This window comes from Hydrogenophaga sp. (genome assembly GCF_041633695.1).
Lineage (GTDB): Bacteria > Pseudomonadota > Gammaproteobacteria > Burkholderiales > Burkholderiaceae_C > Hydrogenophaga.
Genome location: NZ_JBFJMY010000077.1, coordinates 1 through 13,605, shown reverse-complemented (window position 1 = coordinate 13,605; position 13,605 = coordinate 1). Strand labels below are relative to the sequence as shown.

Below are 13,605 nucleotides of genomic sequence, written 5' to 3'. Positions count from 1 at the left end.
TCATGGACAACCTGGGTGCCGCCAACGTGGTGCTGAGCGCCGATGTCATGGCCCGGCTGGATGCCCACATCCAGCAAAACACCGTGAGCGGCAACCGCTACAACGCCCAGGCCAATAGCGAAGTCGACACCGAGACGTTCTGAGTCTCGGTGGCGTGGCTTCAGTCCGCCTGCTTGCGCACGCGGGCCGCGATGCGGTTCAGGCCGACCGGCGTCAGCCCCAGGTGCCGGGCCAGGTCTTTCTGGGCCACGCGCTGCGCCAGCGCGGGGTGCTCGGCGCAAAAGGCGCGGTAGCGCGCTTCTGGGCCCAATGTCAGCAGTTCGCGCTCGCGCTGTTCTTTGCGTGCCGCGAAGATCAAGGTCATCTGGTGGGCCGCCCGCGACCACGCCAAATGGCGTGATGCGAGATCGGCCAGGCAGCGGTAGTCCAGCCGCTCCAGCTGGGTGGGCTCCAGGGCCACGGCCGTGAAGCTGGTACGTCCACCCGGGGTCAGCGCCGCCACGCTGGCAAAGAAGCGACCCTCATGGGCAAAGGACTTGATCCATTCGTCGCCGTTCTCGTTCAGGTAGCACAGCTTGACCAGGCCTTGGCGCACGGCGTAGAGGTAGGGATGGGTCGTGTCGTGGTGAAACACGGTGCCGCCGCGTTCGACGGCTTGGCGCCGCATCGCCTGGGCCGCCAGTGGCCAATCGGGCAAGGGAGCGCCTGCGGCTTGTTCCAGCAAACGCTGCAGCAAGCTCTCGGCGTGGGTGTCTGAATTGACTTGGGTTAATGACGGCACGCGAAGCTGTTCCTAAAGTTCGTCGCCATGAATCAAACTCCATTGAAGCACAGCTCCAGTACACGTTTTGCGCCTGCTCGTAGCCTGGTGACCGGCGCGACCTCGGGCATCGGCTTGGCGCTCACCGAGCAACTGGCTGCCGCGGGCCTGCCCGTGGTCGCCCTGGGTCGCCGCACCGAAACCCTGCTAGCGCTCCAGGCGCGTTATCCGAGTCTGGCCGTGGTGCAGGCCGATCTTTCGGCGCTGGGCCAGCTGGATGCACTGGCCCAGCATCTGGTGTCGGCTTTTCCGGATTTGTGCTGCGTCATCCACAACGCGGGTATTCAACACAACGTCCGTTTCGACGCTGCCGATTACGGCCTCGATGCCATCCGCACAGAAATCGACACCAATCTGGTGGCGCCCATCGCGCTGACGCGTGCGCTCTTGCCGCAGCTCCTTTCACGTCCACAAGCCTGGGTGGTGAACGTGGGCTCTGGCCTGGCCTTTGCGCCCAAGCGCAGTTCGGCGGTGTACGGCGCCACCAAGGCCGGCTTGCACTTGTTCACGCAAGGTCTGCGGGTTCAAATGCAGGGCAGTCCCTTGTACGTGGTCGAAACGGTGATGCCGTTGGTGGACACGCCCATGACCCTGGGGCGGGGGCAGAACAAACTGTCGGCCACCGAGGCCGCCGCGCAAATCATCCAAGGCTTGCAGGCCGGGCGCCAAGACATCTGGGTCGGCAAGGCCAGAGGCATTCCTTGGCTGCAACGTTTTGCGCCCAGCGTGCTTCGCCGCATCATGCGAAACGGCTGAAGCGAAGGCGCCCAGAACCACGCCCACTTTCCAGAAAGGAACCCCATGAATTACAGCTTTTTTGTCTTGCTGCGCGCCTTGCCGGCCTGGCTCGCGCTCAGCCGGGAGGCCCGCAAAGCCCTGGGCGATGAACATCTGGGCGCTGCATTGGCCAGCCATCGCGGGCGCTTGACCATGCGCTACTTCGACGCCGAGGCGTTCACCGCGCCGTGCAGCGACGTCATGATGATCGAAACCCAGGACCCCAAGCACCACTACTATTTCATGGAGCAACTGCGCGACTCCCCGTTGTTCAGCGTGCCGTATTTCGAGTTGCTGAACGTCATCACCACCATCGAAGATGGCTACCAGGCATACGAAGCCACCAGCCAACCCGCATCGGATGGGACAGCCGCAACTGAAACAAACTGAAAAGAAGCGATACCTCGCAGAGACCATGGCCAGCCCGGTTGTCGGCACCATGACGGACATGTTCAACAAGTTCTAGAGAGGACTACCGTCATGAAACCCTGGATCAAGAAAACCCTCATCGGTGCCTTTGGCGCCACCATTCTCGTCGGTGGACTCAGTGCCTGTGGCAGCCGCGGCGGCCACGGACATGGCCCCATGAGCGAAGAGCGCGTGGTCGAGATGCGCGGCAAAGTGATCGAGCGCGTCAGCAGCAAACTCGATCTGACCGAAGCGCAAAAGCAGAAACTTGGTGTGGTGGCCGACGAGCTGATCGCGCAGCGCAAGGCCATGCGCGGCGACGGCACCGACCCGCGCAGCGAGCTCAAGGCCTTGGTCGCGGGCGACAAGTTTGACCGCAGCCGTGCCGAGTCGCTGCTGGTGCAGAAGACCGAGGTGGTGCAGGCCGGTGGACCCAAGATGATCGCCGCTCTGGCCGACTTCTACGACAGCCTGAACCCGGAGCAGCAAAAGCAGGTGCGCGAAAAGCTGGAAAAGCGCCGGGGCTGGTGGGGCCGGGGTTGAAGCGAGGCGATGACCGTGTCGCCCACGCAGACCCCTCTGCACGAGCTGGCGCAGCAAAGCCGGGTTTATAGCCCGGTCTTGCTGGACGGATTTGCCGACCCCCATGCCGAATTGCTGGCCATGGTCTGGGGGCCGCGCTTTGACCGCGAGCACGCCATGGCGCTCTGGGCAAGCTTGGCGCAGCGGCGCTCGGGTGTGCTGGAGCCGCAACTGCTGCAGGCACTGCTGGCGGCGGCCGACCGTTTCGACCGGCTGACTGTGGCGGTGCAGCACCGCTTGCGGCGTCTGATCTTGCGCCACCGCGACATCAGTGGCGCTGCAATGTAAGAATCGCGCATGCACCGCATCTTGCTTATCGACGACGACGAACAGCTGGGCCCGCCGTTGACCACTTACTTCCAGCGCTTCGAGCTGGATTTGAGCCACGCGTTCAGACCCAGTACGGGCTTGTCCCGTTTGCGTACCGGCCAGTTCGATGCCGCCATTCTGGATGTCATGTTGCCGGAAATGGACGGCTTTGAGCTGTGCCGAACCATCCGCAAGGAAAGCGACATCCCCATCATCATGCTGACCGCCAGGGGCGACGTGATGGACCGGGTGGTGGGTCTGGAGCTTGGGGCCGACGACTATTTGCCCAAGCCGTTCGAGCCCAGAGAACTGGTGGCGCGCATACAGACCGTGTTGCGGCGACGACCGGGCGGTGCGGGCGGCCAGGGTGCACGCGCACCCCACGCGTCCCAGACCGAGCCCGGCGTGCTGGTGTTTGATGGCCTCACCATCGATGCCACACGGCGCAGCGTTTCGCGCCAGGGCGAGGAGCTGGATCTCACCGGCACCGAGTTCGAGCTCTTGCACCTGCTGGCGCAGGAGCCCGGGCGGGTGCACAGCCGCGACGACATCCTGAACCAGTTGCGCGGTCACGAAGCGGAGCTCTATACCCGCGCGGTGGACATTGTGGTGAGCCGCCTGCGCAAGAAGCTGGAGCCGCTGGATTGCATCAAGACCTTGCGCAACGCGGGCTACTCACTGGCGCTGCGCCGCCTCCACGAATGAGCGCCCGCGCCAACACCGCTGCGGGCTGCGAGTCGGTCAAGCAGGCCTGGCACCGGCGTGCACGCCAGCACCTGAGCCACTCCATCAAGCTGCGCCTGGTGGTGGTGTTTTTGCTGCTCGCTGCCACCATGACGTTTGTGTTTGTCAGTGGCGCGCAAAAAGCGTTTTCGATCGGTTGGCGCGAAGCCGCACGCCCGCTGTTGATGGACTACGTGGACCATCTGGCGGCCGATGTGGTGGCGGATGGCGGCACACCCAGCACCGAGCGCGCGCTGGCCATCACACAACGGCTTCCGCTCACAGTGCGCATCACCGGACCGAAGATCCATTGGGCCTCGCACCCCGAGCAGAGTTCGCCCGACTGGTTGCGCGACAAACCGGGCGACGACGCACGGTGGCGGCGCGAAGACTGGGGCGGCGACAAGGACTGGCAGCGCATTTTGTTGCGCAGCACCGCCGATGGACACACGCTGGAGTTTGGTATCAACGGCCAGGTCTTTGAGCGGCGTCCGCGCGTGGTCGGTTACGCCTTGGGCGCGCTGTTGTTGCTCACGCTGGTGGCCTATTTGTACGTGCGGCGGCTGCTGCGCCCGCTGGACGCCATACAGGCCGGCGCGCAGCGCTTTGGCCGGGGCGACTTTGCGCAAGCCATACCGGTGCGCCATTGGCACAAACCCGATGAGCTGGGGCAATTGGCCACCACCATCAACACCATGGGCGAAGACATCCACCAGATGCTGGAGGCCAAACGCGCCTTGCTGCTGGCCATCAGCCACGAGCTGCGCAGCCCGCTCACGCGGGCCCGCCTCAACACCGAGTTGTTGCCCGAAACCGCCGAGGTGACGCCGCAGCGCGAGGCGCTGTTGCGCGATCTGGCCGAGATGGCGGGCCTGATCTCCGACCTGTTGGAGAGTGAACGTCTCGCTGGCCGCCACGCCGCGCTGCAGCGCGACCCGGTGAACCTCTCGGCACTGGCCAGCGAGGTGGTGGTGGAGCTCCAACAGCGTTACGAACACGACGGCAAAGGCGCGACGGCGGTGACGTTGAAAGTTGATCCAGATCTGTCGGTGCTATCGCTGGATGGCACCCGCATGCGCCTGCTGCTGCGCAACCTGCTCGACAACGCCTTGCGCCACAGCCAGGGTGCGTCACATCCGCCCGAGTTGCTGATCCGGGTCGAGCGCGGAGCCGGGCAGGGCGTCTCGATCGAGGTGCGCGACTTCGGCCCGGGCGTGCCCGAAGAGCAGATACCGCATCTGGCGCAGGCGTTTTACCGGCCCGACAGTGCCCGCAGCCGTGTCACCGGTGGCGTCGGCCTGGGGCTGCACCTGTGCAAACTGGTGGCCCAGGCCCATGGGGGCACGTTTGCGGTGCGCAACGCCCAACCTGGATTGGCGGTCACGGTCACTTTACCGGTTCAGGCACCGCAGAAGCCCTGACACCGGGCTCCACCACCGGGCCCAGCGAACCCAGCGAACCCAAGACTCAGCCTGCGGCGACCTCGCTGGGTATCTGGGTGGCCGGTGGCGTGTTGCGGCTGCGCCCGCAGCGCACCAGGCCATCGATCATGACCATGCCGACGCCCGGAATATCGCCGCAGCGCACGCTGTCCAGCAGGTTCAGGCCGGCGGAATGCTGGGCCCTGTCCATGAAGACGAAATCGGCATCGCGGCCGACTTCGATCAAACCGCAGTTGAGCCCACGGATGCGCGCGGTGTTGCCGGTGGCAAAGCAGAACGCCAGCTCGGCGGGGATGTTGCCCAGGCTGGAGAGCAGGGCGATGAGCCGCAACATGCCCAGCGGCTGCACACCGGACCCGGCAGGGCTGTCGGTGCCCAGGATGACCCGGTGCGGGCACTTGAGCTGCAACGCGGCCTGTGCAGCGGCGATGGCCACTTTTTCGTTGCCGTTGTGCACGATCTCGATGGCGCGCGTGGATTTTTCGCACAGCTCGCAGACATGGGCCTCTGGCAACGCGGTGTGGCCGCCGTTGATGTGGCCGATGATGTCGGCGTCGGCTTCCAGCACCACGTCCTTGTCGATCAGCCCGGAGCCGGGAATGGACGGGCCGCCGGTGTGGATGGTGCTCTGGATGCCGTACTTGCGGGCCCAGGCCACCATCTCCTGGGCCTCGTAGCCGGCCTTGACAGAACCCAGGCCGACCTCGCCGAGCAAGGTGACGCCGGCTTCGGCGAGCTCCTTGAAGTCCTGCTCCACCATGCCTTTTTCGATCACCGGCGCGCCGGCGAGCACCTTCACGCCGCCGGGACGGAAGTTGTCAAACGCGCGTTGCGCCGTGATGGCCAGCGCTTTCAGACCCACGATGTCCTTGGGGCGGCCGGGCAGGTGCACCTCGCCGGCCGAAACCATGGTGGTGACACCGCCGTGCATATGGGAGTCGATCCAACCGGTCTGATTCTGGCGCGGTGTCCAGTCGCCAAAGACCGGGTGCACATGGCTGTCGATCAGGCCAGGTGCCACGCAGGTCTGGTGGGCGTCGATGACGGTTTTGGCGTGCTCGGTATCACAATCCTTGGCCTTGCCCACCGCCACGATCAGGCCATCGACCACGACGATGGTGTCGGCGTCCAGAATGGGTTGATCGATGTCGCCGGACAGCAGCAGACCGATGTTCCGAATGACCACTTTGCCGGATTTTCCGCTGGATGCTGCTTCTGCCATGGAGGAACCTTTCAGGGGGATGGGGGAGCAAAAAATGGGCGGGAGTGCCGTGTCAGGGTGTTTGCATCACGGTGCGCAGCACGGTGCTGGTGATGAAAGCCAGCCATTCGCCCATGGCTTCGGGTGTCTGCAAGTCCTCCCCGAGAAAAGCCGACAAGGTGTGGCGGTTCGAAATGTAGAAGTAACCGGTGGCCGCAATCAGCAGGTAGACATTGCGTGCCGATACATCGGCCCGGAACACACCCTGGCGCACCCCGCTTTCCAGCAACTGGCGGATGATGGCGATGGCCGGCGACGAATACTCGCGTGCCCGCATCGACTTGGAGATGTGTTTGCCCCGGTGCAGGTTTTCGGTGTTGAGCAGGGTGATGAACTCGGGGTTCTTGCTGTAGTAGGTGACCACAAAGCGGATCACTTCCTTGAGCGATTCCACGGGTTGCTCCAGGTCGAGGTCGAGCTTGAGCTCGGCATCGTTCATGCGCCGGTACATCTCTTCCAGCACTTCGATGAACAGCCCTTCTTTGCTGCCGAAGTAGTAATAGATCATGCGATCGAACGACTTGGCAGAAAGCGAGATTTTCTCCACGCTGCCACCCTCGTACCCGTAGCGCGCAAAGACCTTGGTGGCGGCACGCAGGATGTTGTCGCGGGTGGTTTGCGCGGCCTGCTCGCGCACACCCGTGCGTTTGGCGGCGGTGCGGCGAACGGGCGAGGCGCGTGGTGGCGTGGTCTTGGCGGTCATGGTGGCTGGGTGGGGTCCGGTTGCGGCCTTTTCAGACCGGCGCATGCCATGGCGTCGCCGTCACGGCATGCACTCCAAGTGCGGCTTCATTGTTCGGCAAACGCACGCTCGATGACGAAATCGCCCGGTTTGGAGGTATTGCCTTCGTTGAAACCTCGGGCCTCCAGCATGTGCTTGAGGTCTTTCAGCATGCCTGGGCTGCCACAAATCATGACGCGGTCGTGCGCGGGGTCCAGCGCGGGCAGCTTCAGATCCTCGAACAGCTTGCCGGTGTCCATCAGATCGGTGACGCGCCCCATGTTGCGGTAGCTCTCGCGGGTCACTGTGGGGTAGTACAGCAGCTGCTTGGAGACCATTTCGCCGAGAAATTCGTGCTGCGGCAAATGGTCGACCACCAAGTCGTGGTAAGCCAGTTCGTCGGCCTGGCGCACACCGTGCACCAGCACGATTTGTTCGAACTGCTCGTAGGTTGCCGGGTCGCGGATGATGCTCATGAACGGTGCCAGACCCGTGCCGGTGGACAGCAGGTACAGGCGTTTGCCGGGCAGCAGGTAGTCGATCACCAAGGTGCCGGTGGGCTTGCGTCCAACGATGATGGAGTCACCGACCTGGATGTTCTGCAGCCGCGAAGTCAGCGGGCCGTCGGCGACCTTGATGCTCAAAAACTCCAGGTGTTCTTCGTGGTTGGGACTCACGATGCTGTAGGCGCGCAGCAGCGGTTTGTCGTTGACCCGCAGCCCGATCATCGTGAAGTGGCCGTTGCTGAAGCGCAGCGACTGGTCGCGGGTGGTGGTGAAGGTGAACAGACGGTCCGTCCAGTGGTGGACCGTGAGAACGGTTTCGGTGTTGAGAGCACTCATGTTGATGTCGGTGTCTGGGATGGGTTGAAAGGTTGGTCATCGAACGGGATGCTCGAGAGCTTGTCCGTCTTGTCATTCCACTCTGGTGCCGTGGCGAGCGGGGCGATGCGCTTGGAGATGGTAGGCCAGTCCTGGGACAGGCGTTGGTTGAGCTCCAGAAAGTGCAGAAACCGCTCGGGGGTATCGGCATCGGCGTAGATGGCGCTGACGGGACACTCCGGAATGCACACGGCACAGTCGATGCATTCGTCCGGATCGATCACCAGGAACTCGGGGCCTTCCTTGAAGCAATCGACCGGGCAAACATCCACGCAATCGGTGTATTTGCATTTGATGCAGGCATCGGTGACGACGTGTGTCATGGCGATTATCCGTGTTTTTTCCTGGGGCTTGTCGATGGGCTTCGGCGTCAATTTGCCATAAAAATGTAGTGAACACAACATTTAAATGTGGTGCTTGCAACATTTCCTGAAAAGCAGGACTTGCGCTCGTAAACGCTATTGCATGCTGGTTGTGTATGCGCTACATTCGCAAAAAATGTAGTGCGTACAACATCAAAGTTAAGCGCTCACTACATACGAGGCGGTAACGCCATTCCAGGTTTGCAGTACGAAGGCGCCCCGATGACCGAGCACACGAAAACCGATGGCTTACCCGGCATGGATGCCCCGGAGCTGCCCCAGGTGCTGGAAAAGGCCAGGCCACGCAGCGAGCGCATGAACAGCGACAAGATCGAGTGCAACGCCTGCCCGGTGTTGTGCCAGATCTCCGATGGCCGCAGTGGCGCCTGTGACCGCTACGCCAACAGCGGAGGCACGCTGGTCAGGGTCGATCCTGTGTTGTTGTTGCGGCGGACCCTGGGGCGCGATGAGCCGGTGTTGGTGCCGTTTGCAGGCGCGGGCGATCAAGCCGGGATTTCGGATGCCGGTGGGGCGTCAGAGGCGGCGCCCGCAGCCTGGAGCGGCGACCTGCTGCTGGCCGACGAAGTTTTCGTGACCGGTGTGGGTTCTTCCACCACCTACCCCGACTACAAGCCGGCGCCGTTCATCGTCTCCTCCCAGGCCGCTGGGGTCGATCTGGTGACCGTGGTCACCGAAGGCATCTTCAGCTATTGCAGCCTCAAGGTGAAGATCGACACCGACCGCTTTCTGGGCGCGGAGCAGGCCAATGTGCGCTGCAAGGGCGAGGTCGTGGGTCACGTGACCACGGCGGAATACGGCTCGCAAATGTTGTCCCTCGGTGGCGTCCACCACCTGACCGGCGGCAGCAAAAAAGAGGGCCGGGTGACGGTCGAGATGATGCAGAGGCTGGGCAACAAGCAAGCGGCCGAACTCACCATCGACGGCGGCTCCCAGGTGGTGATCCAGGCCGGGCGCCCACCCATCGTCAACGGGGTCGAAGAAAAGCGCATGCGTGTGGGCTGCGGTTCGGCCACCATCGGCATTTTTGCCAAGCAGTTTTTTGGCAAGCTCGACGAGGTGGTGGTGGTCGATGACCACATCACCGGGGTGCTCACCGAGCACCAGGCGGGTCGTTGCCTGGACATGCGCGCTTCGGACATCAAGATGCGTGGTCGAAAATCCACCCCGGGGCGCTATTTCCAGGTCGCCAATCCGGGCACGGGCTGGGGTGGTACCGACATCTCCGATCCGCTGTCCATCATCGAAAGCTGGGACGCCGACACCGCCTGGCCCGGTATGCGCCTGCTGATGACATCGACCACCGGCGAGCATGCCAGCTGGTATGTGCTGGACGAGGCGTTGCAACCGGTGGAGCAGGACATGCCTGCCGACGTGCGCAGCATCGTCGAGCGCATCGGTGAGAACTGCGAGCCTTCTTTGACCACCGTGCTGTTCCTCGGTGGTGCGGGTGGCAGTTTGCGCGCCGGGGTCACGGAAAACCCGGTGCTGTTGACGCGCGCCATCAAGGATGCGCTGGTCAATGTGACCTGCGGTGGTGCGCCGGCTTATGTCTGGCCCGGTGGTGGCATCACCGTCATGGCCGATGTGATGCGCATGCCGGACAACAGCTTTGGCACGGTGCCCACGCCCGCCATTGTTGCGCCGATCGAATTCAGCATGAAGCTGGAAGACTACCGCCAGCTGGGTGGCCACATGGATCATGTGCGCACGCTCGAAGATGCACTGCGCCGGGGTGCGTGGCACAACGAAGGTGCACCGACCGCGCGGCAGTGGCTGCCTTTGTCGGCGGTCAATCCCTGGCCGTTGGCGCGGCCGCCGCTGTTGGGCTGAGGCTTTGCACATGGACGCGCAACGCACGCTGCTGCCCGACGGACGTTGGCATTTTCAGCACGGCCCGATGGACATTCTCATCGCGGCCCAGGGCTCGTCCGCCTGCGTGGAAGCCGCGCACGCAGCGGCATGGGCGCGCTTCACCCGCATTCTCGATGAGCTGGTGCAAGAGCTGGCTTTGCTGCGCGAACCGGTGCAGGGGGCATGCCGGTTGCAAGGCGCTATCGCCCGCCGCATGTGGCTGGCCTGCCAAGCCCAAGGCGAGGCCTTCATCACACCCATGGCAGCGGTGGCTGGCGCCGTGGCGCAGGAGTTGGTGGCCTGTTACGCGGTCGAAGGCGTGTCGCGCGCATGGGTCAACAACGGTGGCGATATCGCCTTGCACCTCACACCCGGTGAGTCGCTGCGCATCGGTCTCTACGCCGACCTCGCGCAGCTGAGCGTGCAGGAACTCGTGGCCGGTGTGCGCACCGATGCCTGTTTTGAAATCACCAGCGCGCAGCCGGTGCGCGGCGTGGCCACCAGCGGCTGGCGCGGGCGCAGTTTTTCGCTCGGAATCGCCGACAGTGTCACCGTGCTGGCGCGCACCGCCGCTGCTGCCGACGCTGCAGCCACGGCGATCGCCAATGCGGTGAATGTGCTGGACCCGCGGGTGCAGCGGGTGCCCGCGCACGCGCTGAAAGACGACACCTATCTGGGTGCCATTCCCGTGACCGTGGATGTGCCGCCGCTGGAGGTTGACCTGGTGCGGCAGGCTTTGCACGCCGGCTTGCAGCGTGCAAACGACTTGCGCGCGGCGGGGCACATCTGGTCCGCGGCGCTGGTTTGCCAGAACCAATGGATGGGCACCGACACCCCGTCTTCTTTGGCGTCGGAAATCCATGCCGACAAACAGCGGCTGCTGCAAGTTGGTTCGGTATTTGCTTAATGAAACTGTATGGACCCCGTGATGATTGAAATACGACGCACCTTCACCCATGTGGAGCGGATCTGGCACGAATTTGGGCCGGTGGCTGCGGTGCCGCTGCTGCGCGGTGCGGTGAGCGTGGTGCTGACCAACCCGTTCGCGGGGCGCTATGAACCCGACATCGTGCCGATGATGGATGCCTTGGGACCCTTGGGCATGGACATGGCGGAGCGTTTGCGCGAAGCCATGGATGTACCGGTGCAAGCGATCGAGGGCTATGGCAAGGGTGCCATCGTTGGTGCGGCGGGTGAGCTGGAGCATGGGGCCCTGTGGCATGTGCCCGGTGGTTATGCCATGCGCGAATTGCTGGGCTGGAAGGGCAGCCGTCAGGTCTATGCCCAAGGTCAGGCCGAGGCCAAAACCGGGCAACCGGCCAATGCCTTGTCCATCGTGCCGTCCACCAAGAAAGTGGGTGGGCCGGGTGCCACGCTCGACGTGCCACTGACACACATCAACGCCAGCTATGTGCGCAGCCATTTTGATGCGATTGAAGTGCGCGTGCCGGGCGCACCCAGGTCCGACGAGATCGTCTTCATTCTGGCCATGAGCACCGGTCCCCGCATCCATGCGCGCGTCGGCGGCCTGGCCGCTCACGCCATCAGCAAGTGGGATGGCTTGCGCTGAGGCGCATACCGTTGAACACAAGAACCCAAGGAAAGAACATGAAAGCCACGATCCGAAAAATCATTGTGCAGGTGGACGAGGTCCGTATGGAAATGGGCCAACCGGTCACACCGCCCACGCGCCGTGCCCTGGCCATGGCCGTCATCGCCAATCCCTATGCGGGCCGCTACGCCGAGAACCTGGACGAGCTGATCGCCATCGGCGAAGAGCTGGGCGGCTTGCTGGGCGAAAGGTGCGTGCAGGCGCTGGACATCGCACCCGGCCAGACGCACAGCTACGGCAAGGCGGCCATCGTGGGCGAGGCGGGGGAGTTGGAGCACGCGGCCGCGATTCTGCATCCCAAGCTGGGCGCGCCGCTGCGCAAGGCGGTGGGAAAGGGCGCGGCCCTGGTGCCATCGAGCAAAAAACAAGGCGGTGTGGGCACCGCCATCGATGTGCCGCTGGGCCACAAGGACGCTGCCTTCGTGCGCAGCCACTTTGATGCCATGGAAGCGCGTGTGGCCGATGCGCCGCGCGCCAACGAGATTGTGGTCGCCGTTGTCGTGACAGACAGTGGCCGGCCTCTGCCGCGCGTGGGCGGACTGCAGATCCACGAAATCAAAGGCGAAGATGGACTCCGGTAAACCGGGCACATCATCATTCAATCCAATCCACGACAAGCAGGAGTTTTCATGAAGATGCGATACACAATGATGGGGGCCTTGGCCTCGCTGGGTCTGCTGGCTTCGCTGGGCTCGGCCCATGCACAAGGGGTCATCAAGATTGGAGAGGTCAACAGCTACAAGGCGCAGCCAGCGTTTTTGGAGCCCTACAAAAAGGGCATGGAGCTGGCCATCGACGAGATCAACGCGGCGGGTGGTGTCAACGGCAAGAAGCTGGAGCTGATCACCCGCGACGACAACGCCAACCCGGGCGACGCGGTGCGCGCGGCCGAAGAGCTGGTGTCGCGCGAGCAGGTCGATGTGCTCACGGGTTCGTTCCTCTCGCACATCGGTCTGGCCTTGACCGACTTTGCCAAGCAGAAGAAATTCTTCTTCCTGGCCGCCGAACCTTTGACCGACAAGATCGTTTGGCAGAACGGCAACCGCTACACCTTCCGCTTGCGCACCTCCACCTATATGCAGGTGGCCATGCTGGTGCCCGATGCCGCCGCCATGAAGAAAAAGCGCTGGGCTTTGGTGTATCCCAACTACGAATACGGCCAGTCGGCGGTTGCCAGCTTCAAGACTTTGCTGAAGGCGGCACAGCCCGATGTGGAGTTTGTGGCCGAACAGGCCACGCCGCTGGGCAAGGTCGATTCGGGCAGCGTGGTGCAAGCCCTCGCCGATGCCAAGCCGGACGCCATTTTCAATGTGTTGTTTGGTGCAGACCTGTCCAAGTTCGTGCGCGAAGGCAATACGCGGGGCCTGTTCCAGGGGCGTGAAGTGGTCAGCCTCTTGACCGGCGAGCCCGAGTACCTGGATCCGTTGAAAGACGAAGCCCCCAATGGTTGGCTGGTGACCGGCTATCCCTGGTACGGCATCCAGACGCCCGAGCACAAAGCCTTCTTGCAGGCCTACCAGGGCAAGTTCAACGACTACCCACGTCTGGGTTCGGTGGTCGGCTACAGCTCGATCAAGTCGCTGGCCGAAGGCATGAAAGTGGCCAAGTCCACCGACACCGAAAAAATGATCGCGGCCTTCAGCGGCTTGAAAGTGAACACGCCGTTTGGCCCCATTGTTTACCGCAGCGAGGACCACCAGTCCACCATGGGCACCTATGTCGGTCGCACCAAGAACGACGGTGGCAAAGGCGTGATGGTGGACTACAAGTACCTGGACGGTGCGAAGTTCCTGCCTTCTGCCGCCGAGGTGAAGGCCATGCGCCCCGCCGACTGA

At 63.4% G+C, this 13,605-nt stretch carries 16 protein-coding genes; 11 read left to right on the top strand and 5 right to left on the bottom strand.

Going from position 1 to position 13,605, the window contains the following annotated elements; all coding sequences use genetic code 11:
- Positions 1 to 160: 160 nt before the first annotated feature.
- Positions 161 to 781, bottom strand: a complete 621-nt coding sequence (locus ABYB95_RS07000) for a Crp/Fnr family transcriptional regulator (RefSeq protein WP_372657762.1) — start codon at positions 779 to 781, stop codon at positions 161 to 163.
- 27 nt (positions 782 to 808) lie between these two features.
- Between ABYB95_RS07000 and ABYB95_RS06995 the strand changes: the two genes are divergently transcribed.
- The 6 genes from ABYB95_RS06995 to ABYB95_RS06970 all read left to right on the top strand — a co-directional run bounded on the left by ABYB95_RS06995 (position 809) and on the right by ABYB95_RS06970 (position 5,040).
- Positions 809 to 1,576: an SDR family oxidoreductase gene (locus ABYB95_RS06995; protein ID WP_372657761.1), complete on the top strand. Its 768-nt coding sequence runs from the start codon at positions 809 to 811 to the stop codon at positions 1,574 to 1,576.
- 45 nt (positions 1,577 to 1,621) lie between these two features.
- On the top strand, positions 1,622 to 1,987 hold the full coding sequence (locus ABYB95_RS06990; protein ID WP_372657760.1) for a darcynin family protein: 366 nt from the start codon (positions 1,622 to 1,624) through the stop codon (positions 1,985 to 1,987).
- Positions 1,988 to 2,077: 90 nt separating this feature from the next.
- Positions 2,078 to 2,548, top strand: coding sequence for a Spy/CpxP family protein refolding chaperone (locus ABYB95_RS06985; RefSeq protein ID WP_372657759.1), 471 nt, complete (start codon positions 2,078 to 2,080; stop codon positions 2,546 to 2,548).
- Positions 2,549 to 2,557: 9 nt separating this feature from the next.
- Complete coding sequence (locus ABYB95_RS06980; RefSeq protein WP_372657758.1) at positions 2,558 to 2,875, top strand: hypothetical protein; 318 nt, start codon at positions 2,558 to 2,560, stop codon at positions 2,873 to 2,875.
- 9 nt (positions 2,876 to 2,884) lie between these two features.
- Positions 2,885 to 3,601 (top strand): response regulator transcription factor, encoded by a 717-nt coding sequence (locus ABYB95_RS06975; protein ID WP_372657757.1) that lies wholly within the window; start codon positions 2,885 to 2,887, stop codon positions 3,599 to 3,601.
- Positions 3,598 to 5,040: an ATP-binding protein gene (locus ABYB95_RS06970; RefSeq protein WP_372657756.1), complete on the top strand. Its 1,443-nt coding sequence runs from the start codon at positions 3,598 to 3,600 to the stop codon at positions 5,038 to 5,040. Before ABYB95_RS06975 ends, ABYB95_RS06970 begins: the two co-directional genes overlap by 4 nt.
- Before the next feature lie 46 nt (positions 5,041 to 5,086).
- On the opposite strand, the gene ABYB95_RS06965 is transcribed toward ABYB95_RS06970, so the two are convergent.
- From ABYB95_RS06965 to fdxA, 4 genes are all read right to left on the bottom strand, one after another.
- On the bottom strand, positions 5,087 to 6,283 hold the full coding sequence (locus ABYB95_RS06965; RefSeq protein WP_372657755.1) for an amidohydrolase family protein: 1,197 nt from the start codon (positions 6,281 to 6,283) through the stop codon (positions 5,087 to 5,089).
- 52 nt (positions 6,284 to 6,335) lie between these two features.
- Entirely contained in the window at positions 6,336 to 7,025 is a 690-nt protein-coding gene (locus ABYB95_RS06960; RefSeq protein WP_372657754.1) for a TetR family transcriptional regulator, read from the bottom strand.
- A gap of 86 nt (positions 7,026 to 7,111) precedes the next feature.
- Positions 7,112 to 7,885: a ferredoxin--NADP reductase gene (locus tag ABYB95_RS06955; RefSeq protein WP_372657753.1), complete on the bottom strand. Its 774-nt coding sequence runs from the start codon at positions 7,883 to 7,885 to the stop codon at positions 7,112 to 7,114.
- Positions 7,882 to 8,247 carry a ferredoxin FdxA gene (fdxA, locus tag ABYB95_RS06950; RefSeq protein WP_372657752.1) on the bottom strand — a complete coding sequence of 122 codons (366 nt, stop codon included), beginning with the start codon at positions 8,245 to 8,247 and terminating at the stop codon, positions 7,882 to 7,884. Before fdxA ends, ABYB95_RS06955 begins: the two co-directional genes overlap by 4 nt.
- A 261-nt stretch (positions 8,248 to 8,508) precedes the next feature.
- Between fdxA and ABYB95_RS06945 the strand changes: the two genes are divergently transcribed.
- The 5 genes from ABYB95_RS06945 to ABYB95_RS06925 are packed head-to-tail and all read left to right on the top strand — an operon-like array spanning position 8,509 to position 13,605.
- A complete protein-coding gene (locus ABYB95_RS06945; RefSeq protein WP_372657751.1) occupies positions 8,509 to 10,137 on the top strand; it encodes a 6-hydroxynicotinate reductase in 1,629 nt (542 codons plus the stop codon).
- Between the two features lie 10 nt (positions 10,138 to 10,147).
- Positions 10,148 to 11,065 carry a UPF0280 family protein gene (locus ABYB95_RS06940; protein ID WP_372657750.1) on the top strand — a complete coding sequence of 306 codons (918 nt, stop codon included), beginning with the start codon at positions 10,148 to 10,150 and terminating at the stop codon, positions 11,063 to 11,065.
- Between the two features lie 21 nt (positions 11,066 to 11,086).
- Entirely contained in the window at positions 11,087 to 11,728 is a 642-nt protein-coding gene (locus ABYB95_RS06935) for an amino acid synthesis family protein (RefSeq protein WP_372657749.1), read from the top strand.
- Between the two features lie 38 nt (positions 11,729 to 11,766).
- A complete protein-coding gene (locus ABYB95_RS06930; protein ID WP_372657748.1) occupies positions 11,767 to 12,351 on the top strand; it encodes an amino acid synthesis family protein in 585 nt (194 codons plus the stop codon).
- Positions 12,352 to 12,399: 48 nt separating this feature from the next.
- Positions 12,400 to 13,605, top strand: a complete 1,206-nt coding sequence (locus ABYB95_RS06925) for an ABC transporter substrate-binding protein (RefSeq protein WP_372657747.1) — start codon at positions 12,400 to 12,402, stop codon at positions 13,603 to 13,605.

Excerpts from the sequence above, each read along its gene's own strand:
- ABYB95_RS06970 (WP_372657756.1), top strand. The coding sequence starts at position 3,598 with ATGAGCGCCCGCGCCAACACCGCTGCGGGCTGCGAGTCGGTCAAGCAG.
- ABYB95_RS06985 (WP_372657759.1), top strand. The coding sequence starts at position 2,078 with ATGAAACCCTGGATCAAGAAAACCCTCATCGGTGCCTTTGGCGCCACC.
- ABYB95_RS06960 (WP_372657754.1), bottom strand. The coding sequence starts at position 7,025 with ATGACCGCCAAGACCACGCCACCACGCGCCTCGCCCGTTCGCCGCACC.
- ABYB95_RS06935 (WP_372657749.1), top strand. The coding sequence starts at position 11,087 with ATGATTGAAATACGACGCACCTTCACCCATGTGGAGCGGATCTGGCAC.
- ABYB95_RS06930 (WP_372657748.1), top strand. The coding sequence starts at position 11,767 with ATGAAAGCCACGATCCGAAAAATCATTGTGCAGGTGGACGAGGTCCGT.
- ABYB95_RS06945 (WP_372657751.1), top strand. The coding sequence starts at position 8,509 with ATGACCGAGCACACGAAAACCGATGGCTTACCCGGCATGGATGCCCCG.
- ABYB95_RS06940 (WP_372657750.1), top strand. The coding sequence starts at position 10,148 with ATGGACGCGCAACGCACGCTGCTGCCCGACGGACGTTGGCATTTTCAG.
- ABYB95_RS06990 (WP_372657760.1), top strand. The coding sequence starts at position 1,622 with ATGAATTACAGCTTTTTTGTCTTGCTGCGCGCCTTGCCGGCCTGGCTC.
- ABYB95_RS06925 (WP_372657747.1), top strand. The coding sequence starts at position 12,400 with ATGAAGATGCGATACACAATGATGGGGGCCTTGGCCTCGCTGGGTCTG.
- ABYB95_RS06955 (WP_372657753.1), bottom strand. The coding sequence starts at position 7,885 with ATGAGTGCTCTCAACACCGAAACCGTTCTCACGGTCCACCACTGGACG.
- ABYB95_RS06975 (WP_372657757.1), top strand. The coding sequence starts at position 2,885 with ATGCACCGCATCTTGCTTATCGACGACGACGAACAGCTGGGCCCGCCG.
- ABYB95_RS06995 (WP_372657761.1), top strand. The coding sequence starts at position 809 with ATGAATCAAACTCCATTGAAGCACAGCTCCAGTACACGTTTTGCGCCT.
- ABYB95_RS06980 (WP_372657758.1), top strand. The coding sequence starts at position 2,558 with ATGACCGTGTCGCCCACGCAGACCCCTCTGCACGAGCTGGCGCAGCAA.
- fdxA (WP_372657752.1), bottom strand. The coding sequence starts at position 8,247 with ATGACACACGTCGTCACCGATGCCTGCATCAAATGCAAATACACCGAT.
- ABYB95_RS06965 (WP_372657755.1), bottom strand. The coding sequence starts at position 6,283 with ATGGCAGAAGCAGCATCCAGCGGAAAATCCGGCAAAGTGGTCATTCGG.